Raw genomic sequence first — 24,139 nt, forward strand, 5'->3', positions numbered from 1 at the left:
ATCGTTAAGATATTTAACCATAGCAAAACTACATACTGCCTTTAAATGTTACAGCAGTAATACGGTTATCAGCATCATTGAGGGTTAAAGGGGAAAGGTTTTGAATACATGCTTTACCCAATACTCAAAAAGCTTTCTTTCCTATTGCCTTCTAGCTCTGCTTCAGCATAGAATTAGCAACTTGGTATAGAGATTGTAACTTTAGTCCATCATTAGGATACTCAACCACAGCAAAGTTACAAGTTACCTGGAAGCGATCGCCATTTGAAGCTGTAAATACTTGCTGGCGAAGCTTAATTAAAATTTCACTGAGGCGATGTTTGACGACAAGCTGCTCTGTGTTTACACTTACTTCTGTTTCCGTAAAACCAGAAACTCCTACCACAAATTCTCCGTTACCCCAATAGCCTAATATTTCGCCACTGCAAAATGCTGATTGGAATAGACGACTCCATTGTTGCAATACTTGATTACCAGCCTCATGACCGTACTGGATATTAATTTGGCGTAAATCGCTGATATGCAAGATCATCAAGCAAAGCGATCGCTGATTTTTTTCAGCTTGAGCAATCAGGCGCTGTAAGTCGCGGCTAGACTGAAATTGATTTGCCAGTCCCGTTAAGGGATCTTTGGTAGAGAGCGACTGTAGTAGGCGGCTGCGTTCTAAGCGATGGGTAATCCTGGCCAGCAGTTCTGCCCCTACAACAGGTTTCACCACATAATCATCTCCCCCAGCAGCAAACACCTGCTGCACCGTTTCCATCTCTCGGTGAGCCGTCAGAAAGACAATTGGCAATTCCTGCCATTGGGGATCTGTGCGAACTGCCTGGCAAAGTTCTATACCACTAATTTGGGGCATTTCCACATCCAAAATCAACAAATCTGGTGCAGTAGATTGTAATACTTCCCAGAAACGTAGGGGATCGTCCAATCCGGTGATTCGCATTCCCCAAGGTTCTAACATTGGGCCTAGTGCTGCTAAAATAAGCGGGTCATCATCAACGACTAATACATTTACTTTTAAAGAACGGGTAAACTGTAATATTTGTGAGGCAGTTTCCCAAACTTGATTTGCGGTGACAGGCTTGAGAAGAAAACCCCGCGCCCCAGACTGAGCCAAAGTTACACGATCCACTAATTGATCGGTAACAGCAAGCGCCAGAACAGGTATAGGAGGGGTGTGTGTTGCTAAGTCCGACATTAATGCTAAACTTTCCTCTCGTTGCCCGAACTCATCTACATTTAGCACTACTAAATCTGGTGATGTGGTTTGCAAGAAGTTCTTTGCACCTTCTAAGGTTGTTATTTGCTGCCAACGCATTCCCATAGAATATGCCACTTGTTGCAACTGTGAACCCAGTTGTAAATCAGGGTCAATCAGCAGTAACTTAGAACTTATCTCTTCCTCAATGGAGGTAGCAGTTTGATTTACTAGCTTTTGTGCCATGAGATTTAACAATTCGCCTAACTCTTGTATTAGCGATCGCAGTTGGCGTTTTTGGGCTGCTAATAAATCCCCTTCTTTGGCTAAAATCTGTTCAATTTCCCGCGCTATTTGAGTTCCTATTTCTTGCTCAAACATTCCCAAAACACCAGCTAGCTTATGCGCTTCCAGTTTTGCCGAGTTACGTAATTCTATAGTTAGTGTGTCGCTAGAGAGTTCTGCTGCTGCTTGTTGCAATACCTCCATTCGCTGTGTCATTAGCCCCTGATATTGACTCCACAGCCCATTCATTGCTTGCTGAAACTGCTGTTCAACGGATGGAGAATTCTGAACTGGATTTTTTTGAGTTATTTCTTTGCTATTTCCACTACTATTAGTTTTTTGGGATTTTAAGCGATATCCCAAACCATAAACGTTTTCAATCCAGTCCACGGCTCCAACTACTTTCAACTTGTGTCGTAACCCCTTAATATGAGACTTCACAGTTTCCTCTTGGGGTGGATCGTCAAATGTCCAGAGATGTTCGATAATATCTCCCCGACTAAAAACCCGCAATGGATTCCGCAGTAATATCTCCAGCAGACTATATTCTTTAGGTGTCAAATCCAGAACTTGATTGTCGTATGTTACTTCGCAAATACTTGGATCTAAACGCAATGCTCCAACTTCTAGCACTGGAGGACGGGGAGTATCGCCGCGACGTAGCAAAGCGCGTACTCTTGCTTGCAGTTCTCTCAAATTTAAAGGTTTAATTAGATAATCATCTGCTCCAGCATCGAGTCCACGAATGCGATCGCTAGTTTCATCTTTTGCTGTGATCAATAAAATAGGAGTGGAACAGCCACTAGAACGTAAGCGCTGGCATAAAGTAATTCCATCCAGTTTCGGCAGTACCACATCTGTTAATATCAGGTCGTAGTTCGTAGCTTGGGCATATTCCCAGCCAATTTGTCCATCTTCTGCTATTTCAACAGCATAGTGTTGTTGGGTAAGAGACTGCAACAAAACACTTGCTAAAACTTCGTCATCTTCGATCAGCAAGATTCTCATCGCAACACTACCTTTTTTTGCATATAGAAATCCTATTGGGACTTAAACAAAAATTAGACCAAATTGGCTTTATAAGCAGTAAATACATAACGATAAACATCAAGCAATCGAAAAACTAACTTGAAGGAAAATTACTTATGGGCGAATATCATAACAGATAAGCACTATGTCGCTAAGTAGGTAGACATAATTAAATATAAAATAGACTCTTAGTTTGTAGTGAGCGATTTATCGCTCAGAGCAAGGATTATCAGGACTAAAGTCCTTACTACAAACTTTAAATTTATTTATGCCTAGATACTTAGTCACTAATTAAAATTGTCTTGATAACTTTTATGAATTGGTTGATTACGATTTTTTAAAAAATTACTATTGCGGTTTCTCAGCACTGCTTGAATTTCTGCAATGATGGCGATCGCTATTTCTTCTGGTGTCTCTGCACCGATATCAATACCAACAGGACTATACAATCTATTTAATTGTTCACTAGTAGGAAGTATCCCTTTGCTGGATAAATCTTGCAGCAATCTTTCTGTGCGATACTTTGTCCCTAAAACGCCAATATAACGCGCAGGAGATGGTAGCATCATTTTTAAAATTTCTAGATCGTCAAGATAATTATGCGTCATTACTACAGCTATTGTTTGAACATCTATAAAAATCTGTTTATGTATAATGTCTCGATTGCTAAGGATCACATCACAAGCTAGAGGAAATCGCGCTCTAGTTGTCTCATTAGCTCGACAATCAACTACAGTAACATCCCAACCTAATGCTTGAGCAAACTTTGCTACGGGTAAAGCGCCATAACCTGCACCAAATATTACTAAAGGTGTGGGTGGTTGAATGACTTCGATGAAAACTTCTGCACTGCCTAAAGGTAACTGATAGTTGTTGACGCTTGACTTTTGATTAACAAAGGCCGCTTGAACATCTGCACTCAGAGATTCAATTAAATTTGGATCTTTAATGTCAGTGACAATTTTACCATTTGGATACAGCAGCAAGCGCGACCCAAGTTTTACATCTACCTCGCCTTCAAAAGCAAAGACTGTAGCAATGATACCCAAATGTTTTTTATGAAAGCACTCTTGTGTAAAAGCGATCGCATTGGGTATGCTTTTTCTCTCAAGCCGTTCGATGAGAACTTGTACTACGCCATTGCATCCTAAACCAAAACCCCAAAGAATATCTTCCGAGGCGGTGCGATCGTAAGTCACAAGAATTGGTTTGCCGTCTGACATTCGTTGCTGAGTATACTCAAATACGTCATTCTCTAAGCAACCAGCGCTGATTGTTCCGATCATCCGACCTGTATTTGTCATAAACATTTTAGCACCAGGTCGGCGATAGGTTGAACCTTGAGTTTTAACTACAGTGGCAAGAAAAGTGATTTCACCACTTTCTTGACTGGATTCAAAGCCTTCTAAAATTGCTTGTAATTCATTCATTTGATTGCTTATTTTTCTATTTATAGTAGTTTTGAAGCTTGAGGATATGATAGTGACAATAAAAACTAATAGAGTTTAGTTAAGGCTATAACTCAATACACTTCATTCAAGGATAATCGTAGCTTGGGTTGAGGAAAGAAACCCAATATTTTCGTTAGTTTTTGACGCTAACTGAACTTTATTGAGCTATAACTATTTGTGAAAGTCAATTTTTTTAACGAACTGCTTGAAGATTTAATTTTATTTAAATGCAGAGGAGCGCAAAGGTAAGCGCAGGAAATTCGTTACAAATTAATGAAATGTTGTACTAAGTTAAATTAATGCGTTCCTCTGCAATGCTAATGCGTCCCCCTGCATTTAAGAAACGCTTCAATTTTAATGAAGCATTCTAGGAGCGGGGTCACGAGTGGCATCCAGTCCTGATAATACACAAGGTAGAGAGATTGTTTTGCCTGTTTGTGCGGCTTCGTAAATCAAGGTTATTAGTTTTTGCTCTTGTGGTTTTTTAACGATGAAATTTGGGATTTATGGGGTGCTGGTTGGAGTTGGGGTGCTAGTTGGAGTGCTAGTTGGGCTGCTATTTGAAGTTCCACCAGGATTAACAATGGAACGAACCTCTTCCAAGTGTTGTTGGAGGGTTGGTAGCGTTTGAGCCGCAAATGCCTTCACATCTGGATCTTGTCCCTGTTGAGCTTCAGTTTGAAATGCCGCGACATCCTTTTCATGAGCTTGAAGCATCTGATTCAGATATTGGCGATCGAAGTTACTACCAGAAAGCCTAGATAAACGTTGCTTGATTTGCTGATTATTGCTGCCGATACTAGTTGGTAGCGTGACACCTTTTTGAGCTGCCAACTGTTTGAGTTGCGCGTTTGCCTGGGTATGATCTTGAACCATACGCTGTCCATATTTTTTAACTACATCGCTCTTTCCACGTTGTGATGCAAGTTGTCCTAATTGGACTTCTGCTAAACCATCTTGAGCCGCTTCAGTGATAAATTGTCTGTCTGAAGAACTAAGATTATTTTGACCTGATGTAGTTGGTGACACAGTTGGGGAAGCAGTTGGAGATGGACTCTCAGTTGCTTGCACAGACTGAGCAGATGGAACTTCCGATGTATTCTGGTCGCGGGGAGTAGTTGGTGTGCAACCAGTTGCGACAGATAAAGCGATCGCTGCTAAACCAGTAGAAAATATTTTGAAGTTGGACATAATCAACGTTTTCCTTAAACAAAAGTGTATTTTGAAATGCAAAACTGTCGCGATCGGATAGTTAGGTGCGATCGCTAATTTAATGACGAGTTAAAATCTAATATTTACCCCAGACAATCTGGATTCATTGCTGTAGTGTCGTTTTGCTTTAATCCCAAAGCGGAAGCAGTTTATTAAAAACTGCGTTTACCGATCTCTATAATTGCCTCCTACAAGCAATAACAGGAATAAGCCGAATAGTATCACGACAATTTGGCATAGAGAATCTAACTAAGGTGTGTTTTGAAACTTACTCCGTAAGACGCATTCACAATGCAAGCCGATGTGTTGATAATGCAAGTCGATGCATTCACAATGCAAGCCGATGTGTTGATAATGCAAGTTGATGCATTTACAATGCAAATCGATGCATTCACAATGTAAGCCCATACATGCACAATGCAAGTTGATACATTCACAATGCAATGTAAAGACACGAAATTCGACTGGCTGGGCCCGATACGCTAACGTCTCACTACGCGCTTTTGCGTCTATAAATTATTGTTCACTAAATATCTATCTAAATTAATCTTACTGATAGATTTTAAGTTGTAATGGGTACGTTAAATGTACAGAATAATACTTATACATCTATGACTATCCAAGATACAACACGCCGTTTGCGTCCTCAAACTATTAGTCAAGATATTAGCTCATTCCACGGTTTGCAAACCGTCAGCACCTACAATACAACCCGTGTTGATGCGTCATCAGCAAAGTTACAGGAAGTTTATCAGGCGATGTTAATTTCTCAACAAGCTGAAACTGAGAAACTAGCTTTATACCGGGCTGCTGCTGATGCTGCCCGATTAGCAGAATGGGAATTTCATAATGCTGTATTAGCGATGAAAGAAGTCGTGCGCGGGCAATATGGCTCAGATAGCGATCAAGCCCAAGCAGTGGGATTGAAGAAAAAATCAGACCGCAAACGTCCTTCTCGTAAAAAGGCCGTTGCGATCGCGTAACCGCACTATGGAGGGCAGGGGGAGTAGGGGAGGCAGGGGAAGAAGAACTATTGATTCTTGAGCTATGCCCAATGCCCAATGCCCAATGACCAATGACCAATGACAAATGACTACAGCAGTTTATCTAATGTAATTGGCAAATCACGAACGCGCTTACCTGTGGCATGATAAACAGCGTTAGCGATCGCCGCAGCAACACCGGTAATGCCAATTTCCCCAATCCCCTTGACACCAAGCGGGTTGATATGTGGATCGTGTTCATCGACAAACAACACCTCAATATCAGGAACGTCTGCATTTACTGGTACGTGATATTCAGCTAAATCATGGTTGACAACGCGTCCTAGATTCGGGTCTATAACCGTATGTTCCATCAGTGCCATACCGATACCGTAGACAATCCCACCAATGAGTTGACTGTTGGCTGTTTTAGCATTGAGTATGCGTCCAACACCAAAGCTTCCCACCCAGTGCGTTACTCGCACTTCGCCGGAATCAGGGTTAACGCGGACTTCGGCAAATTGCGATCCAAATGCGTGCATTGAGAACTTCTTTTGTTCGTCTCCCAGCTTGGCATCTGCACGTGCTTCGATCATTTTCATTCCATGTCGTGCCAAGATTGCTTGATATGTTTCGCTTACAGACGATTTATTTTTTAAGAAAAAGCTACCATTTTGGGCAATCACATCTTCAGCGTTTGAACTATAAAGCGGCGATTTTTGATCGGCAAGTGCTAGTTGCAAAAGTTTACTACGAGCTTGATTGCCCGCTAAATGTACAGCCGAACTTACACTAGCTGCTGTTTGCGAACCACCGGAAATGGGAGTTTCTGGCATCTTAGTATCGCCTAGTTCAAAGCGAACTTTCTCAACTGCTAGACCAAGCGCATCAGCTGCAACTTGAGTCATGACAGTATAAGTACCCGTACCAATATCTTGAGAACCGCTTTGCACTACGGCTGTACCGTCTGCCATAATCTGAGCGATCGCTGATGCCGGAGAACGATTGGTCGGATAAGTTGCCGTTGCCATACCCCAACCAATCAAATAATTGCCGTCTCGCATCGAACGGGGTTTAGGATTACGCTTTTGCCAGCCAAATTTTTCTGCTCCTGTCTTGTAACACTGGATGAGTGACTTGCTTGACCAAGGCAGTCCTTTACTAGGATCGACATCAGCATGGTTACGCAGGCGCAGTTCCACCGGATCGATATTGAGCGCATAAGCGAGTTCGTCCATTGCCGACTCTAAGGCGAACGATCCAGAAGCTTCACCTGGGGCACGCATATAGGTTGGTGTTCCCTGATCTAGCTGAACCAGACGATGGCTAGTTTCGATATTCGGGCAAGCGTAAATCATCCGAGCGCTTTTACCAACAGGTTCAATGAATTCATCAAAAGTTGAAGTCTGTGAAGTGCCAGTGTGTCGGAGTGCAGTTAATTTTCCGTCGCGGGTAGCACCCAAAGAAACCTGTTGAATTGTCTCTGGTCGGAAGCCGACAGGCCCATACATTTGTATTCGTCCCAGAACTAATTTGACTGGGCGATTTACCTGCCGTGCTGCGATCGCTGCTAGTGGTACGTGCGACCAAGCCGACCCTTTACAACCAAAGCCACCGCCCACAAAGTAAGACATAATGCGGACTTTCTCAGGCTTAATTCCTAATACCTCCGCAACTTTTTGTTGAGCCGAAAATATTCCCTGAGTTGCGTCATACAGCAGCAGTTCATCGCCTTGCCAAACTGCTGTTGTCGCATGAGGCTCCATCGGATTGTGATTTTCCACTGGAGTGGTATAAGTCTGCTCGACGCGCACAGCAGCATTCGCTAGTCCCTGCTTGACATTGCCGTGAGATGAATCGGGCGATTCCTCTCTAGGGATTTTACCTTTAGGAAAGTATGCCTTAGCGAGATTCTCGCGCATATTGATGGTGGGTTTTTCTTCGTCATAGCGAACTTGTACGAGTGAGGCAGCATACATCGCTCGTTCAAAGGTATCGGCAACGACGACACCAATATGCTGACCGCTATACAGTACAGTGTTATCTTGTAACACTTGCACCTTATGACCGCCGCCCTTTTCTCCATCAGCTTTGGGCGCGTTGAGGTGGGTAATAACTGCTAATACACCCGGTACTTGCTCCGCCGCCTTTGTATCAATTTGGGCAATCTTCCCTTTAGCGATCGCACTTTGAATTGTGACTCCATAAGTCATTTTTGCGACTGGAAACTCTGCTGCATAGCGTGCTTCACCCGTCACCTTCAGATGGCCATCAACTCGGTTGAGTGGTTTGCCGACAACTATATTTGTATCCCCTGCATTCATGCCATCCCTCCTACTGTTGTCAGCGCCTTAACAATGGTGCGTTTAGCCAGTTCGACCTTAAACCCGTTGTATTTTTGAGGTTTAGCTCCAGCAACGGCAGCATTTGCTGCTGCTTGAAATGCTGCCTGGTTTGCTGGCTTATTCACGAGGGCTTTTTCTGCATCGTAGGCACGCCAAGGCTTTGTCCCTACCCCACCAAGGGCAATGCGAGCCGAGCGAATGATCCCATTTTGAATATCTAGCGCTGCCGCCACTGATGCCATTGCAAAAGCATAAGAGGCGCGATCGCGAACTTTTAAATAGTGCGATCGCGCTGCCAAGGGTGAAGCAGGTAAGTCAACGGCAACAATTAACTCTCCATGTTGGAGAACTGTTTCCCGTTCTGGTGTCTCGCCAGGGACAAGATGAAAATCTACAAGTGGAATACTCCGCTCTCCATTCGGCCCCCGTGTTTGCACAACCGCATCAAGTGCCACCATTGCCACCGCCATATCAGAAGGATGAGTGGCAATACAGCGATCGCTACCGCCGAGAATTGCGTGAATCCGGTTGTAACCCTCAATTGCCGCACAGCCGGAACCAGGAACACGCTTATTGCAAGGCATGGAAGTATCACGGAAGTAGTAGCAACGGGTACGTTGTAGCAAATTTCCGCCCACTGTTGCCATGTTTCGCAGTTGCGGTGATGCTCCAGACAACAACGCTTCTGACAGCACAGGGTAACGCTGTTGAACTATCGCATCATAAGCAACGTCGCTATTGCGTGCCATTGCTCCAATCCGCAGATTGTTACTTTGCATTTCTATCTTGCTTAATGGGAGTGGGTTAATATCAACCAACTCTCTTGGCGTTTGCACATTCAACTTCATCAAATCGATTAGGCTAGTACCACCAGCAAGATACGAGGCTTCGACATCTGGAGCCACCAAAGCCACGGCATTTTCCGCTTGTCGCGCTTTTTGATAGTTAAACGGCTGCATCTTTTTTTCCTTCTAAGACATCGCGGACAGCAGCCACGATATTTGGATAAGCACCACAACGGCAGATATTACCGCTCATCAATTCCCGAATGTCGTCATCTGACTTAGCGTGCCCTTCGTTGACTAAACTCACCGCCGAACAAATTTGTCCCGGTGTGCAATAACCGCACTGAAATGCGTCGCGGGCAACAAATGCGGCTTGCATCGGGTGCAGATTGTCTCCTTGCGCCAGACCTTCAATAGTTGTAATGGCAGCATCTGTGTGCATGATGGCAAAAGTCAGGCAGGAGTTAATTCGCTGTCCATCAACCAGCACTGTACAAGCACCACATTGACCGTGGTCACAACCTTTTTTACTGCCAGTTAGCCCTATATATTCACGAAGTGCATCAAGTAAGGTGACACGCGGTTCAATTTGCAAACTATGTTTTGTTCCGTTCACCTGTAATATTACCTGCATAGTTTCAGATATCGAACTTTTCAGCATGGGGGTAGTTTTTTTTATCGGAGTTTGTGCCACAGTTTGCTGTGCAAAACTACTGAGCGTAGTCGCTACTGTACTGACGAGCATCAATTGGCCCAATCTACGCCGTCTTAGGCGAAACTTCATCTTTTTACTCCATTCTGCTTTTGTTGAGTAATAATATTCAGTAATTCTTCTGGCTTAAATTCTTAGTAAAAATCATTTTTACCTTTTAAATATTTACCTCAAAATAACATTGTTAACAGAATACAATTTCATCTTGTTCTCGTCTCTCTACCAGAAGATTTATGTCCTAAGTATCATCCCTAGTTAAATAAGTTGGCACAATAAAATCAAACTATGTAAAGAAAAACGAACTAGGCTAAAACCCTCATATATATTGCCTGTTGCCTATTGCCTTATCCAACAAAAATTATTTATACCCACTTACTTATCATCCTGTTCTAGAACTAAAAATATTTTTATTTATTGCTGTATTAATAATTGGAGGTTAGGGTTGAGTAGAGTATTGTTACTCAACCCATGACATCCAAAATCGTGCTTTGCTCAAAGAATAATTCGTTGAATGTCGGTAAATCCTAATATAAAATCGAAAGCTGAAATTATGAATACCCAAACAATAACCCAACTACCAATTCCCCCACACTTTAACCCCGATAAAGTAGGAGAGGTCTGGCGTGTACCTTACCAACAAATTGCCGCAGCAGCTGAAGTTTGGATAAAACAACATGACATCAAACCAGCATCCTCAGATGCAAAGCGTACTTGCCTATTGTTAATTGATGTTCAAAATACTTTTTGCATTCCCAATTTTGAACTATTTGTAGGTGGAAAATCTGGGAATGAGGCGGTGAATGATAACGTCAGATTATGTGAGTTTATCTATCGCAACTTGGGAGTCATTACAAAAATTGTACCTACTCTAGATACCCATACAGCAACGCAAATCTTCCATCCTATCTTTTGGGTGAATGCTGCCGGAGAACATCCTACTCCAGCAGCAACTAACATCACCTTGGCAGACATTGAACAAGGTATCTGGAAGGTTAACCCAGCAGTTGCTGACAGTATTACTAATGGGGATTATGAATTATTAGAAAAACACGCTTATCATTACGTTAGAAAACTCAGTCAAGATGGTAAATATCCTCTCACAATTTGGCCTTATCATTCTATGTTGGGCGGTATTGGTCATGCTTTAGTTTCATCGGTGGAGGAAGCAATATTTTTCCATAGTATTGCTCGTCAAAGCCAAACACAATTTGAAATCAAGGGTGAAAATCCTTTAACAGAAAACTATTCGATCTTACGTCCAGAGGTGTTGGAAGATTTTGAACAACGTCCACTTGGTCAAAAGAACACTCGTTTAATTAAGCAACTTTTAGAATTTGATACTGTTATTATTGGAGGTCAAGCTAAAAGTCATTGCGTTGCCTGGACAATTGACGATTTATTAACAGAAATTAAAGAGGTAGATGCTACCCTTGCTCAAAAAATCTATCTCTTAGAAGATTGCACTTCTCCCGTTGTTGTTCCAAATATTGTGGACTACACAGAACAGGCAGATGCAGCATTTGCAAGGTTTGCAGAGGCAGGAATGCACATCATAAAATCTAGCGAATTTGGGAATTAAGTATTGGGAATTGGGAAGAGGACTTGGGGACAAGGAGAATTGGGGACAAGGGGAAAGACTTGTTTCAAGTTCTCACCTCTTGTCCCCTTTCCCCTTTCCCCTTGTCCCCTTGTCCCTCTTGCCCCCTGCCTCCCCTGCTTCCTGATTTCCTCATTTCTTCAAATAACCCTTTGGGTCTTGTGCTACCCAACCCAGAGATGAGCTAGAACGCACTTCAAAATGGAGATGCGGTTGAGTGGAAGTTGGTTTGCCAGTTGTGCCTACTGTTCCTAGTAAGTCTCCTTTTTTTACTTGCTGACCAACAGTAACCTTAATAGTGTCAAGCTGGGCGTAGCGGCTTTGAAGCCCGCCACTGTGGTTAATGATGACCAACTTGCCATAAGAACCTTGGTCATTAGCAAAGGCTACGGTTCCAGGAGCGATCGCTAACACATTACTACCAACTGGTGCTAATAAGTCAACACCACTGTGGAAGAAAACTTCACCTGTCGCCGGATTAATTTGCCATCCATAAGCTAATCCTACATTTGCAACTTGTGCCAAGGGATATCCCGACAGGGATGCACGGTTTGGTGTACCTGCATCAGTAGGTAAAGGGGACTTAGTTACAACGCCATTGGGCGACCAATTTACCCCCGGAACAAACACGATTCTGGGGTCTTGTTGGCAGCCATTCACCTCAAAAAGGCTATCAGCACGAACTTTGTATTGTGCTGCCACTTGTCGCCAAGTTTGACCACGAGGTACTTCAACTACAATCCCATTGTAGGGAGGAATTTGAAGCACACTACCAACGGCTGCAAGTGCGCCATTCTGCAAAGCTGGATTCATGCCAATAATAGTTGTAGGTATGAGATTGTAGCGCTGCGCTATGCTCTCCAAAGTTTCGCCACGAACAACTTTATGGCGTTGGAAGCGAGATAGGGCTGGAATCGGGCAACCACCTACAGCAGCGTTAGCACTGTTAAAGTTTGGCAGTATGCTTACTAGGCCCAAGGCGCTAACTAGGCTACAGAGAAACAGTTGACGAAAGGGTAAAGTCATGTATATAGATCAAGAGCGCATTAACTTTAAATTTTAGATGGAGAGTGTGGGAAGTGGGGAGATCGGGGGGCAGAGGGGAACGGGAGCAGGGAGCAGGGGTAGAAGGGGTGAGAACTTGAAACAAGTCTTTCCCCTTGTCCCCAATTCTCCTTGTCCCCAAGTCCTCTTCCCAATTCCCAATGCCCAATACTTAATTCCTCGTAAATTGATCTGTCCACTTGCCGTTAGCTTGACTACACTTAGAAATTAGCAACTGCATTGTTGTCCTTAAGCAGAATTGTTATGAAGTTATCTTTAAAGCAACTAGGTGTTTATTTGTTCTTAGTGGTATTTGGCTGTGGTGCAGGTTTGTTTGGCAGTCGCTATCTCCTGCTACAAAATTCCTCATTCCAACAGTTAAGAAATGTGACAATGGCTTCGCCTCCAGAATCTGTAATGCCAAATTCTCCTAGCGGGGCAATTGGGGCTACTGGAGGCGATAATGTGAATTTTATTGCGACGGCAGTGCAAAAAGTTGGCCCGGCTGTGGTGCGAATTAATGCCACTCGCAAAGTTGCCAATCCCATCTCTGATGCCTTAAAAAATCCGCTCTTACGGCGATTTTTTGGAGAGGATGAGCAACCAATTCCCGAAGAACGGATTGAGCGCGGTACAGGATCGGGATTTATTTTGAGCGAGGATGGGGAATTACTCACTAACGCTCATGTAGTAGCAGATACAGATACAGTACAAGTCACCCTCAAGGATGGTCGAAGTTTAGAGGGGAAGGTGGTAGGTGTTGATTCTGTGACAGATGTGGCAGTGGTGAAAATAAAAGCGAATCATTTGCCAACTGTAAAACTGGGCAATTCGCAAAACTTAATACCAGGACAGTGGGCGATCGCAATTGGCAACCCTCTGGGTTTAGATAATACTGTCACTATCGGCATTATCAGCGCTACTGATCGCACCAGCACTCAAGTTGGTGTACCAGATAAGCGAGTCAGCTTTATCCAAACTGATGCTGCAATTAACCCTGGTAATTCCGGTGGCCCCTTGTTAAACGCTCAAGGCGAAGTGATTGGTGTTAATACTGCCATCCGCGCTGATGCTCAAGGACTCGGTTTTGCGATCCCCATTGAAACCGCCGCCCGCATTGCCAATGAACTTTTTACCAAAGGGCGTGTAGAACATCCCTTCTTGGGTGTTGAAATGGCAGACCTTTCTGCCATCAAAAAACAGCAGATTAATCAAGAAAATCAACTGAACATTCAGCAGGATGTTGGGATTGTGATTAAAGGAGTCACAGGCGATTCTCCAGCCAAGCGCGGAGGATTGCTTCCTGGAGACGTGATTCAAAAAGTTAATGGTAAACCAGTCAAAACCTCGGCCCAAGTTCAAAAGCTGGTAGAGTCCAGCAAAGTTGGGGACATCATAGCTATCGAAGTCAATCGTAGCGGGAAAATTCAAACCTTCAAAGTACAATCAGGAGCTTATCCTGAAAGGAAGTAGTCAAAATAATTCGTAATTGATAATTCGTAATTGCAAGACGCTCTCTAAGAGATCCTGCGCGTAGCTTGCTTCTTTGCAGGAATCACCGAATTTGCTACCGCTACGTTATCAGTGGAAGCTTGAACTCTCTAGAAATGTCTTGTTAACCACTGAATTTTTAATCCAGTGTGGGTTGCTGTAACTTTTTGAATTACGAATTACGAATTACGAATTAGTAATTATTTGGTCAATAGTCCCAGAATGTTTGACTATTGACTATTGACCATTAGACAAATGCTCTAACTGCATTCTTTGTTCCATCTGGCGCAGAAAATACCCTGTCATCATGGCCGACGCTAGAAGCCCAGCTAAGTTATCCCGATCTGTTGTGATTTGGACGTTGAAATTTTCTGCCGGGAGCATTCCCACTAGCCCTTGGACATTTTGCGAGATGATTTGTTTAATTTCGGGGCTAGCGGATTGAGCAATCCTCGCTAGAACATCAGGAGACTGATGTTGTAGATATTTGAGTAACTGATTGGGGTATTCCTCAGCGTGGTCGGAAAGAAGTTGATTAGGGTGTTCCTCGGAGTTGTCATTTAAAAAGTCAGGATTAAACACCATTGGCAGTTTTATTTAGCTTAATTGCTAACTCTACTCTAAACCATAGTACAAGGCTAGCGCATTCACCACGGGTATAAGTCATTGGGATTGGGAATTGGCAAGAGGACTTGGGGACAAGGAGAATTGGGGACAAGGGGAAAGACTTGTTTCAAGTTCTCACCTCTTGTCCCCTTGTCCCCCTGCTCCCTATTCCCCATTCCCTATTCCCTTTAGTTCTAGTTCTAGTTCTAGTTGTTCTTCCTTTTGGTTGTTGGAAAGTATTTGTGGGAGTTGTTCGATTTGGAAATACTGATGGAATTTTGGGGTTACTTGGAGTGAGTAGGAGCGAGAATCGCTGTCTCGGCGTTTGCGGATAAAACCAAGTTCTACGAGTTCGGGAACGTGTTGATATACTCCTGAACCGCGCAAGTTAATTAAGTCGCTCTGGAGTATAGGACTATTGAGGGCGATCGCAGCTAAAGTCCGCAATGCACCTACACCCAATTCTACTGGTATCATCGTTTGCACTAAATCCTGAAAATCAGACCGTAGTTGCAAACTATAACCATCAGGGGTTTCTATTACCTCTAGGGCGCTATCTCGGTGGGCATAATTGTCCATGAGTTCAATTATGCCTTCTTTGACAGAGGCGCGATCGCACGCTGCATACTCGGCGATTTCGCCGAGCGACAAGGGTTTACCCTTTAAATAGAGAATTGCTTCTATCTTCGTCGCTGTGGCTGTAATCATTTAGTCATTTGTCATTAGTCATTGGTCATTAGTCATTAGTCATTGGTCATTAGTACATGACAACTAATAATCAACAAGTGTGTGGCATTATATCGTAAATTGTCAAAATATTGTTTGATACTCTCAAATTGGGCATGGGGATTAGGGGAGAGGTGACAGGTTACAGAAAATAATCTGTACCCTGTACCCTGTACCCTATTACCTATTCCCTTCTCAAAAGCCTCTAGTTGTAAGAATAAATTCTGCGATCGCTAAATCTTGTGGAGTCGTCACTTTTAAATTTGTCTCTTCTCCCTCGACAATTCGGACTTCGATGCCGCACTTTTCAAATAAAGCGGCATCGTCAGTTACTTCCCAACCTTGCCGGACTCCCTCAGCATGGCACTGTTTCAACAACTTGACATCAAATCCTTGGGGAGTTTGTGCCGCCCACAATTTTTGTCTGTCGGGTGTTTCTTGAATTATGCCTTGTTCATCGACAACTTTGATGGTGTCTTTGACGGGTACACCAGCAATTAAACCGGGACAGTGGCGAATGGCTTGGGCACAAGAGTTAAATAAATCTGGTGTGGCGAGACATCTAGCGCCATCGTGAATCAACACTTGTTCTGCGGCTAGCGGCAAAGCCTGCAAGCCGTTGTAAACAGATTCTTGACGCGTGGAGCCGCCTTGAATAAATTCCACTGGTTTAGTGAGCTTGAGATCGGCGAGAATTGCTCTGAAGTCTGGCCAATCAGTAGGCTGAGAAATAATCCCGATCCAACTGATTGTATTGGCGGCTTCTGCGGCTAATAGAGTCCAAGCAATAATTGGTTGCGATCGCACTTTCAGCAGGAGTTTATTGCGGTTACTACCCATTCTTTTTCCGATTCCCGCAGCTGGAATTAGTAAATACACAGAATTCCTCAATCTTTAAGCTATATATTTTCCCCTAAAATAGGGAGCGAGTTAAGCGTCAATAAATATTATGCGAGTAGTAGCCCTTGTACCTGGCGGAATTGGCGACCAAATTCTCTTCTTTCCGACTCTAGATGACCTGAAGCGCAATTACCCTGACGCTCAAATAGATGTCGTTGTTGAACCCCGGTCAAAGGCTGCCTACCGAGTGAGCAAGTCAGTTCACGAGGTGCTGAACTTTGATTTTAACGACCGTAATAGTCTGGCAGATTGGGGTAACTTGGTGGGGACAATTCGCGATCGCGAATACGATGTTGTGATTGTTGTTAAGCAAATTTGGTTGCTTAGTCTTTTGCTCTGGTTGACGGGAATTCCCATACGTATTGGCTACAAAGGCAATGGTTCGGTTTTTCTGACCCACACTGTGCCATTTAAAGCATCCCAGTATGCGGCGGCAGCATATCACGATTTGCTGCAACCATTGGAAATAAATAGTCCTGTCCCAGAGTTAGCAGTAAATGTGCCCAAACCAGATATTGAGTGGGCACAAAAAGAACAAAAACGCTTAGGGGTGCATGAAACAGGCTATATCTTGATTCATGGCGGTTCTGGCCAGTTATCTCAGGCTAAAGAACTGGATAAAATCTACCCTGTCGAAAGTTGGCATCAAATTATTCAAGGTTTCCAAGACAAGCAGCCTGAACTGCCTGTGGTGGTTGTTAAGGGAATTGGCGATGAACAGTTTGTGCGATCGCTTCTGGGGTCTTCTCCAGATATCAAAGTGACTGCCCCAGATGATATTGGCAAGTTAACTGCTATGATCGCCGGGGCAAATTTGATGTTGTCTACTGATAGTCCGGCACTACAACTGAGTGTTGCAGTCCAAACCTATACCATCGCCCTATTTGGGCCCACCGATCCAGCTAAATTGTTGCCGAAAAACGATAAATTCCTGGCCATTGCATCCCCCACGGGAAAAACAGCGGATGTTTCACCAAACGCAGTTTTAGAGAAAATCTGGGGTGGCTAAACCAGCAGTTTGTCCCAATTTCTGCAATTAGTCTATTGGATATCTAATGTAGTCATGCGTTTGTTGAATGACCGCAAAACCTGGTTGTGACAGCTAGATTTTGCGGTTATTTCAGTATTTAAAGAAGAATTCAGAATTCAGAATGGGCTAAACGCCCCGCTACCGCTAACAGAAGTTAGAATCAAGACGTTCTCTATGAGACGCTACGCTATCCACCAGTTGCTTAACCCTGTTCTGAATTCTGGCTCCTGACTCCTGAATTCTTATTAAAATATCTCAAAAAAAGCATCATCTAATTCATAACCCAGCATTTGAGCCATAGACTTTAACCGCGAGAGGCTAGGGATATCTTGCTGTTTGAGCCAATCACCTAAAATAAAGATTTTGTGCATCAAAAATATTTCTAAGGCTTCAGGATTGTACTGAATGCCATCTTGGGAACTGAACTGGTGTGGTACTAGCATGGCGGCATAACGAGCAAATTCTCCAGCTTTCCAATCTAGTAAAAATGCTAACCAGGGGTATTTGGCATCTAGGCGCACAAACCACAGCCGGATTTCTGGAATTTCTGAGAGTTCCCGTGGATCGCCAGGTTCGAGATCGTAATTGATATCAAAGCGTAGTTGCTGTTCATGGGATGCGGCCCCATCTTGCAGCATTTGTTCAATCACCGTTGAGGCAGGTGACAGATCCAGATTGTTAATGAAGTCATTATTGAGTGCGATCGCAATTGTCTTTGACTCAGCAGCCACTTTCTTTTTGCTCAACTTTAGGATCGACAATCTACAGTAGCAGCTTTCAGGGATTGACGCTACATTGACCCTTACTAGCACAAAGTATTTTTTACAAAGCAATTAGTATTTAGTGATACTAATTCTTTTTAAAATTGCATTTTATACTTACTATTCATCCGATTTACATAGTATGCCTTGAGAATCACACTACTTAGGAAAGCCAATGCCTGCCCCAAAGTGGACATTTACATCAATTTTAAGTTAAAGTTGTAATGAGTTTGTTTTAGATTAAGGTCTGACAAAGTAGCCATCAACAAGCAAGCAATAGGTCATTATTTAACCTCACCTGTTACTTCCGCAGCATCACAAGCCAAAACACAAGTACAGGTAGAACAATGGTGTGCAATATTATTGCATATATTAAATAACCAATAAAAATTGAAGTGGGAAAATTCCCTTAACAGTTAACAAGCTGTAATATGCAAAAACAAACAATTTCAACAAAACCAATTCGTTCTCTAGAAGATGCGCTAGATAGGTGTCAAATCTTGGGTATGCGCGTCAGTCGTCAGCGTCGCTTTATTCTGGAATTACTTTGGCAAGCAAATGAACATCTTTCTGCTAGAGAGATTTACGATCGCTTGAACCAAGAAGGTAAAGAGATCGGCCATACCTCTGTTTATCAAAATTTAGAAGCATTATCCAGTCAAGGCATTATTGAATGTATTGAGCGCTGTGATGGCCGTTTGTACGGCAATATAAGTGACTCTCACAGTCATATTAACTGTGTCGATACAAATCAAATTCTTGATGTTCATGTGGAACTACCAGAAGATTTGCTCCGCAAAATTGAAGAAGAAACAGGAGTGCGAATTACTGACTACAGTATTAACTTTGTTGGCTACCGTAACCCTGAAGAAGGGTAGGGAGCAGGTAGCAGGGAGCAGGGAGCAGGGACAAGGGGACAAGGGGACAAGAGTGAGAACTTGAAACAAGTCTTTCCCCAATTCCCAATTCCCAATGCCCAATGCCCTATTCCTCAATAGAATTATCGCCAAAAACTGTTTCATCATCGACATCATCATCATAGAAACCTACGGGTAAAATTGTGCCTTCGGAGCTTTCAATTAGCCCGCTCACAGGGGGTTTATTCCAATTTCTATCTGTGTTTGGCGTAATTTGGATGGTGTTTAAAAAGGGTTGTTGCGATGAGCGCAAATTTTTCAGTCTTTGAAACGACTCTTTAGAGAAAAAAGCACCATTATCAGCAGCTAATTTTTTGCCAGCCTCAGTAAGGATGGCATCAAAGAAGCAAGCTTTGGTGAGATCGGCCGAATTAAGATTTGCTCCGGTAAGGTTAGCTTGTTGAAGATTTGCACCTGTCAAGTTTGCCTGTTCGAGGTTTACGTCTGTAAGGTTAGCTTGTTGAAGGTTTGCACCTGTCAGATTAGCCTGTTGCAAATTGGCTCCAGCCAAATTAGTTCCAATTAACTCCGCATTGGATAAGTTTGTCTGCTCAAGATTTACCCCAGTTAACATTACTTGCAACAAAGAGGCTCCCGATAAATTGAGTCCAGCCAGAGACTTGATTCGGGTTGCAAAGGCACTTTTGTGAAGAACGTTTGTTCTAGCAATTAGCGCACTTAAAGCTTCTGGATTGAATTCTGTTAAATTGAGCGGATTCCCACAAGGCCAAAAAGGAATTTTGGTTTCTCGATAGCAAGCACAAAGCAATAAAAATACATTCAATCCCACCGCAGCATTGACTTGCTCAACATTCACGGGGTTTTGTAGTGTGTGGAAATGAGTCCAAGCTTTATGGGCTATCCCTTCGTCTAACCAATAGCCTTGACAGTAAGCACGCCAGAAAGACAAAAGACGTTGAAATAAAACTTCAAAAGAAAACTTGTGCTTTTGTTCGCGGCGTAAAATTGCGATCGCCAATTCTTCAATTTCCTGGCTCAGTATCCCATAACCTAGTAAATTATAAATATGCTGGGCAACGCTACTGGGAGAATCTACTACAAAAGTGAGAGAACCATAAGCCTCATTTTGACACTGAGTTAATAATTTCAACTCAGCAGTCACAGCTTTAGCACAAAGAAATTCTCCTAACTTAATATGCGAAAACTCAATTAAACTAGTTTTTTCTGGGCTTTCTAAGTCCCGAATTTTAAAATAAAATCCTGGTAGAGTGTTAAATTCACCAGCCAAATTAATTTGATGACGTTGTGAGTGTAAAATTTTCAGAGCGATCGCTTGCATTTGATCGAGTAAATCTTGGGGATGACGATTAGCAAGTAAATTAGCGATCGCTTCTGGAGTCCGGTGGATATGAGCCGATCCTGAGCGCAGCAGCATCGTTTTAATCCCACCAGTTAGCGGATAACCCAACAACCATCGACTTAAGCGGTGATAAATTTCCCATAGTACAGAAGACTTTGGGGTATTAACAGCTAGTTGTAATACTTCATCATTTAGCAGTCCTTCGCGGTGTAAAATCCCCAATAAATGCAACATTAGGGGTTGACGAACAAGGGTAGATAATTCTGAAAACCTTGATTGGCTGGCAAATAAGCCTGACTGTTTTAAGAATGTAAAGAAATTTTGAGCGATCGCCAACGATTGTACTTTTGCCCACTGCTGAAACCATTGTTTGAATTCGTCCACATCCAACGGTTGAATGATAATTCGCTTCAATGATAGGGGGATCTCTGGGGCGATTTCCTGTAATGTTGTTGAGCGGCTCGTTAACACAATTTTGTGTCTATGTTGAGATTGGAAGTTCAGTAGTTGCTGAACAAAAATTGCTTTTGCCCTTACACCATAAGCAGAAGGGGGCAGTTCATCCAAACCATCCAGCAGCAACAGACAAGGAATATTTTCTTGCTCTAACCAGGTTGAAAGATTAACATCAAAAGCAGAATTTAGAGTTTCGATTAAAGTTTTGCCATATTTTACATCCCTTAACCTAATTACTATAGGCATCCAAATAGGGTAAACTTCTTGCGCTATCTCTGCTGCCCAAAGTTGGCAAAAACTGGTTTTTCCAAAACCAGGTTCCGACTCAATGACAGCGATCGTTTCTAAATCAGCTAGCTGTTGCTGCGCCCATGTTTTTAAATCAACTGACTTAACAGCTTTTTTATCCACATCAGAAATACTTTCCTCTATTGGTAAGCCTTTTTGTGGCACATAGATATCCTTGAGGGTAAAGGATTCTATAAGTAAAGGCATACTGAGGTTTTTAATCAAACTTGCACGGTAGTGTTCTCGGTGCAAGTCAATTTTCTCACCAACTGTAGCACCAGCTTCTGGAGCGATAAAACTGGGGGCTAATGAAATTCCCAAACGGAAAAACTTTTGCAGTTGGGCTAAAGGGGCAGCATTTTCAGTAACCACTACGAGTATGTCACCAGGAAGTGAGTGAACTAAACGCTGTGTTAAGAGTTTAGCTTCATATTCTTCTGCACCATTGGCAACAAACCAAGCGATGACAGCATGATTTATTTGTTGCACTAGTAAAGAATCTGCAACCAGAGACAGTGCTTGTTCCGCTTGTGTATCAGTTAATTTACCTGGGCTGAGAGTTTTCAGCAATCCTTGCAGTTGCGAATCTTGGAGGATGAGTTTACCAACGTCTTCTTTAAGTACTTGCGCTTGGATTGGTATACTTGCCCGATCTAACCACGGTCTTTTTAGGCTTGCTTCCTGCTCTAGAATTGCTTGCAAAGCCTGGAGATAGGCAATTTGAAACGCTAGCCATGTGCCCTCATTACGTTTTAACGGTTTTTTCTGGCTGAGGCTACGCAACAGGTTTTGTGTTAACTGCGAAATCAGACTGATTTCTTCCCAAACAATCCCTAAAGGCAGTTCTAAAACCTCAACCAAGGTACAGATATCAAAAGGCATGAGGCTTTTGACTTCCATATCCTGAACAATTCGGTAGGCAATACCTGCCAATTGCCCCGCCGAAAATCCTCTGATTTGATTGATTGCGATATAGCGTTCCGCTAACCAGTTCCGAATACTCAAGTTCATTTAATTACACAGTGACAGCTGCTTATGGCAATTATGATCGATTTATTCAGTTTGCAAAAACAGGTAACAATAGGTGGAGACAAAGTTTTGTATCAAAGCTGTTTTCTGATTGGTAAAAAACAGTGCTTGTGTAATTGAGTAGACTATGAGCGATCGCCCTTTAAAATTATTGTTATTCGACCAAGACCCAATTTTTCGTTTGGGATTACGGGTAGCTTTGGAAGCAATTCCTAACCTGGAAGTAACAGGAGTAGTAGAAAGTGATACCACTGCCTTGCAGATTTTAGCAGAAATTGCCCAAGAAGACCCTAAACAGGTGAATTTGGTCGTTTTGGAATTCGGTAATGGTCGCTCCATCACCAGCCAGCAGCTAGGTTTACAATTCTGTCGGCAACTCAAAGCCTTATATCCCAACCTGCCAATTCTGCTTCTTAGTTCTGTGCAAGAACAAGGACTGCTATTAGCGGCCAAATCTATTGGTGTAAATGGCTACTGCCCCAAGGGTGCACCACTTCCTGAGTTAGTCGCTGCCATGCAAGAAGTTGCAGATGGTGGTGAATATTGGTTTCGAAACACGGAAGCGATCGCAACTCCTCACTCCTCACTCCCTATTAGAGATGCGATTAATCGCGTCTCTCCCAACTCCCCACTCCCTTTTTATAGACAGCGAAATAATTTACGTTTGTCAGGAATTGCTTACATTGACGTTACCCTAGCCGTAGTCACAGCACAATTACAAGTTCCTGGATTACCAGTATTAGATCGGGCAGTTTTAGCTGGACAGAGGCGAGAACTGCTAGCGGCTCGTTGGTTGTTAAATCGGTTGTTAGTTTCATCACAAGAAAGGCAAGAGGAAGATATTCCGGTTGCTGATGAGCCACCTCTTACCCCTTCATTGAGTAGTGCTATTCAGCCACGGCAAACTGTTTTACCTTTACTTAGTCTGGGAACAGTACAATTTAACTTGTTTGCATCTTGCGTTACCAAACTTCAATTCCCTTTACGAAATGTCACAGATTTACCTTTAGAAATTGATATCTTTCGTGAAGATAAAAAGCGGGAATTGCTTTATCTTATCCTGCAAAAATTGACTGAACAATTGGATGAATTGCGTGCTTCTCAACTTGATGTAAATCAATTGTATGAGGTAAAAAATATATTATTGCGCGATTTATGGCAAGCAGCGATTACAGATTTTTTTGGAAAATTTTCTCAAATAAAAATAGGAAATCAAAATATAGGAATTGTTAATTTTTTGCTGCAAAATATAGAAGTTGTGCAAAGAGATATTCTCAACAAGATTCCGCTAGTTTTTGAGTTATATTCTTATCTAATTTTTCAAACAGAATTGAGAATTGATAATACGTCATATCCTGTATTAGGGACTGAAGCGAAGTCGCAAGCATTAATGATTTTAGAGAACTTGTTGATTCAGGTAGCGAATGGAGTAGTGCAACCACTGTTAAATTCTTTAGCAGATGTGGAAATCATGAAGCAAAATTTATATGGCAGACAATTTATTTCCACCAGAGAGATTGAACGTTTTAGAAATGATTTATCGTGGAAGTATCGTCTAATTAATTATATAGAGGAGCCAAAAGCAGTTTTTGAAAGTCGCTACGATCTATTTGTTATTGCTCCTCGTGGTATTGCCAAAACTTCAGTTTATGCTCCTCGGAATCAGGAGTTAGCAAAACTTTCTAATATTCCTTTAATAGTAACTTTACTTTTAGAATTTAGTGATGCGATCACACCGCGTTTAAAATCACTATTATCTTTTTTAGGTAGCGGTATAGTCTTCATCCTTACCCAAATAATTGGTCGTGGTTTAGGTTTAATCGGTCGTGGTATTCTTCAAGGTATTGGTAGCGTTTCGTTACTAGAAAAGAATCTGAGACGCAATAGCGATCGCACTAAGTGAAGAAGGAAGGGGGCAGGGGAGCAAGGGGGACAAGGGGGCAAGAGGTGAGAACTTGAAACAAGTACTT

18 protein-coding genes are annotated in these 24,139 nt (G+C 42.7%); 6 read left to right on the forward strand and 12 right to left on the reverse strand.

What is annotated here, in order from left to right:
- Positions 1-151: 151 nt before the first annotated feature.
- The 3 genes from FD724_RS10960 to FD724_RS10970 form a co-directional block, all read right to left on the reverse strand.
- A complete protein-coding gene (locus FD724_RS10960) occupies positions 152-2,494 on the reverse strand; it encodes a response regulator (RefSeq protein ID WP_179072652.1) in 2,343 nt (780 codons plus the stop codon).
- 308 nt (positions 2,495-2,802) lie between these two features.
- Positions 2,803-3,945, reverse strand: a complete 1,143-nt coding sequence (locus tag FD724_RS10965) for an XdhC/CoxI family protein (RefSeq protein ID WP_179072653.1) — start codon at positions 3,943-3,945, stop codon at positions 2,803-2,805.
- Between the two features lie 525 nt (positions 3,946-4,470).
- The gene (locus FD724_RS10970; RefSeq protein WP_179072654.1) at positions 4,471-5,157 is read right to left on the reverse strand and encodes a DUF4142 domain-containing protein; all 687 of its coding nucleotides are present in this window, start codon (positions 5,155-5,157) and stop codon (positions 4,471-4,473) included.
- Positions 5,158-5,789: 632 nt separating this feature from the next.
- Between FD724_RS10970 and FD724_RS10975 the strand changes: the two genes are divergently transcribed.
- Positions 5,790-6,161 (forward strand): hypothetical protein, encoded by a 372-nt coding sequence (locus FD724_RS10975; protein ID WP_114082552.1) that lies wholly within the window; start codon positions 5,790-5,792, stop codon positions 6,159-6,161.
- Positions 6,162-6,271: 110 nt separating this feature from the next.
- On the opposite strand, the gene FD724_RS10980 is transcribed toward FD724_RS10975, so the two are convergent.
- The 3 genes from FD724_RS10980 to FD724_RS10990 are packed head-to-tail and all read right to left on the reverse strand — an operon-like array spanning position 6,272 to position 10,075.
- Positions 6,272-8,485, reverse strand: coding sequence for a xanthine dehydrogenase family protein molybdopterin-binding subunit (locus tag FD724_RS10980; RefSeq protein ID WP_179072655.1), 2,214 nt, complete (start codon positions 8,483-8,485; stop codon positions 6,272-6,274).
- Positions 8,482-9,465, reverse strand: a complete 984-nt coding sequence (locus tag FD724_RS10985; RefSeq protein ID WP_179072656.1) for a xanthine dehydrogenase family protein subunit M — start codon at positions 9,463-9,465, stop codon at positions 8,482-8,484. The genes FD724_RS10980 and FD724_RS10985 overlap by 4 nt, the downstream gene beginning before the upstream one ends.
- The gene (locus FD724_RS10990; protein WP_179072657.1) at positions 9,452-10,075 is read right to left on the reverse strand and encodes a (2Fe-2S)-binding protein; all 624 of its coding nucleotides are present in this window, start codon (positions 10,073-10,075) and stop codon (positions 9,452-9,454) included. Before FD724_RS10990 ends, FD724_RS10985 begins: the two co-directional genes overlap by 14 nt.
- A 478-nt stretch (positions 10,076-10,553) precedes the next feature.
- Here FD724_RS10990 and FD724_RS10995 point away from each other — a divergent pair, with 478 nt between their 5' ends.
- On the forward strand, positions 10,554-11,582 hold the full coding sequence (locus FD724_RS10995; RefSeq protein ID WP_179072658.1) for a cysteine hydrolase family protein: 1,029 nt from the start codon (positions 10,554-10,556) through the stop codon (positions 11,580-11,582).
- 150 nt (positions 11,583-11,732) lie between these two features.
- Here FD724_RS10995 and FD724_RS11000 read toward each other — a convergent pair whose 3' ends face one another.
- Positions 11,733-12,626 (reverse strand): M23 family metallopeptidase, encoded by an 894-nt coding sequence (locus FD724_RS11000; RefSeq protein ID WP_179072659.1) that lies wholly within the window; start codon positions 12,624-12,626, stop codon positions 11,733-11,735.
- Between the two features lie 282 nt (positions 12,627-12,908).
- On the opposite strand from FD724_RS11000, the gene FD724_RS11005 reads away from it, so the two are divergent.
- A complete protein-coding gene (locus FD724_RS11005) occupies positions 12,909-14,117 on the forward strand; it encodes an HhoA/HhoB/HtrA family serine endopeptidase (RefSeq protein WP_114082546.1) in 1,209 nt (402 codons plus the stop codon).
- A 255-nt stretch (positions 14,118-14,372) separates the two neighbouring features.
- On the opposite strand, the gene FD724_RS11010 is transcribed toward FD724_RS11005, so the two are convergent.
- From FD724_RS11010 to ispD, 3 genes are all read right to left on the reverse strand, one after another.
- Positions 14,373-14,720, reverse strand: a complete 348-nt coding sequence (locus FD724_RS11010; protein WP_012411319.1) for a DUF760 domain-containing protein — start codon at positions 14,718-14,720, stop codon at positions 14,373-14,375.
- Positions 14,721-14,906: 186 nt separating this feature from the next.
- Complete coding sequence (scpB, locus tag FD724_RS11015; protein WP_114082545.1) at positions 14,907-15,449, reverse strand: SMC-Scp complex subunit ScpB; 543 nt, start codon at positions 15,447-15,449, stop codon at positions 14,907-14,909.
- A gap of 213 nt (positions 15,450-15,662) precedes the next feature.
- Positions 15,663-16,346 (reverse strand): 2-C-methyl-D-erythritol 4-phosphate cytidylyltransferase, encoded by a 684-nt coding sequence (ispD, locus tag FD724_RS11020; protein ID WP_179072660.1) that lies wholly within the window; start codon positions 16,344-16,346, stop codon positions 15,663-15,665.
- Between the two features lie 70 nt (positions 16,347-16,416).
- Between ispD and FD724_RS11025 the strand changes: the two genes are divergently transcribed.
- Positions 16,417-17,376 (forward strand): glycosyltransferase family 9 protein, encoded by a 960-nt coding sequence (locus FD724_RS11025; protein WP_179072661.1) that lies wholly within the window; start codon positions 16,417-16,419, stop codon positions 17,374-17,376.
- Positions 17,377-17,642: 266 nt separating this feature from the next.
- On the opposite strand, the gene FD724_RS11030 is transcribed toward FD724_RS11025, so the two are convergent.
- A complete protein-coding gene (locus tag FD724_RS11030) occupies positions 17,643-18,128 on the reverse strand; it encodes a CRR6 family NdhI maturation factor (protein WP_179072662.1) in 486 nt (161 codons plus the stop codon).
- Positions 18,129-18,589: 461 nt separating this feature from the next.
- Between FD724_RS11030 and FD724_RS11035 the strand changes: the two genes are divergently transcribed.
- Positions 18,590-19,036, forward strand: a complete 447-nt coding sequence (locus tag FD724_RS11035) for a Fur family transcriptional regulator (protein ID WP_114082541.1) — start codon at positions 18,590-18,592, stop codon at positions 19,034-19,036.
- A 106-nt stretch (positions 19,037-19,142) separates the two neighbouring features.
- Here FD724_RS11035 and FD724_RS11040 read toward each other — a convergent pair whose 3' ends face one another.
- A complete protein-coding gene (locus tag FD724_RS11040; protein ID WP_179072663.1) occupies positions 19,143-22,151 on the reverse strand; it encodes a pentapeptide repeat-containing protein in 3,009 nt (1,002 codons plus the stop codon).
- A gap of 145 nt (positions 22,152-22,296) precedes the next feature.
- On the opposite strand from FD724_RS11040, the gene FD724_RS11045 reads away from it, so the two are divergent.
- Positions 22,297-24,072 (forward strand): DUF3685 domain-containing protein, encoded by a 1,776-nt coding sequence (locus tag FD724_RS11045; protein ID WP_179072664.1) that lies wholly within the window; start codon positions 22,297-22,299, stop codon positions 24,070-24,072.
- Positions 24,073-24,139 lie beyond the last annotated feature (67 nt).

This window comes from Nostoc sp. C057 (assembly GCF_013393925.1).
Lineage (GTDB): Bacteria > Cyanobacteriota > Cyanobacteriia > Cyanobacteriales > Nostocaceae > Nostoc > Nostoc muscorum_A.

What these genes read in the sequence shown, in the direction of transcription:
- FD724_RS11035 (WP_114082541.1), top strand. Translation starts at nt 18,590, where the DNA reads ATGCAAAAACAAACAATTTCAACAAAACCAATTCGTTCTCTAGAAGAT.
- FD724_RS10980 (WP_179072655.1), bottom strand. Translation starts at nt 8,485, where the DNA reads ATGAATGCAGGGGATACAAATATAGTTGTCGGCAAACCACTCAACCGA.
- FD724_RS10970 (WP_179072654.1), bottom strand. Translation starts at nt 5,157, where the DNA reads ATGTCCAACTTCAAAATATTTTCTACTGGTTTAGCAGCGATCGCTTTA.
- FD724_RS10965 (WP_179072653.1), bottom strand. Translation starts at nt 3,945, where the DNA reads ATGAATGAATTACAAGCAATTTTAGAAGGCTTTGAATCCAGTCAAGAA.
- FD724_RS10960 (WP_179072652.1), bottom strand. Translation starts at nt 2,494, where the DNA reads ATGAGAATCTTGCTGATCGAAGATGACGAAGTTTTAGCAAGTGTTTTG.
- FD724_RS10990 (WP_179072657.1), bottom strand. Translation starts at nt 10,075, where the DNA reads ATGAAGTTTCGCCTAAGACGGCGTAGATTGGGCCAATTGATGCTCGTC.
- FD724_RS11000 (WP_179072659.1), bottom strand. Translation starts at nt 12,626, where the DNA reads ATGACTTTACCCTTTCGTCAACTGTTTCTCTGTAGCCTAGTTAGCGCC.
- FD724_RS10985 (WP_179072656.1), bottom strand. Translation starts at nt 9,465, where the DNA reads ATGCAGCCGTTTAACTATCAAAAAGCGCGACAAGCGGAAAATGCCGTG.
- FD724_RS11005 (WP_114082546.1), top strand. Translation starts at nt 12,909, where the DNA reads ATGAAGTTATCTTTAAAGCAACTAGGTGTTTATTTGTTCTTAGTGGTA.
- FD724_RS10995 (WP_179072658.1), top strand. Translation starts at nt 10,554, where the DNA reads ATGAATACCCAAACAATAACCCAACTACCAATTCCCCCACACTTTAAC.
- FD724_RS10975 (WP_114082552.1), top strand. Translation starts at nt 5,790, where the DNA reads ATGACTATCCAAGATACAACACGCCGTTTGCGTCCTCAAACTATTAGT.
- FD724_RS11010 (WP_012411319.1), bottom strand. Translation starts at nt 14,720, where the DNA reads ATGGTGTTTAATCCTGACTTTTTAAATGACAACTCCGAGGAACACCCT.
- FD724_RS11025 (WP_179072661.1), top strand. Translation starts at nt 16,417, where the DNA reads ATGCGAGTAGTAGCCCTTGTACCTGGCGGAATTGGCGACCAAATTCTC.
- FD724_RS11040 (WP_179072663.1), bottom strand. Translation starts at nt 22,151, where the DNA reads ATGAACTTGAGTATTCGGAACTGGTTAGCGGAACGCTATATCGCAATC.
- scpB (WP_114082545.1), bottom strand. Translation starts at nt 15,449, where the DNA reads ATGATTACAGCCACAGCGACGAAGATAGAAGCAATTCTCTATTTAAAG.
- FD724_RS11045 (WP_179072664.1), top strand. Translation starts at nt 22,297, where the DNA reads ATGAGCGATCGCCCTTTAAAATTATTGTTATTCGACCAAGACCCAATT.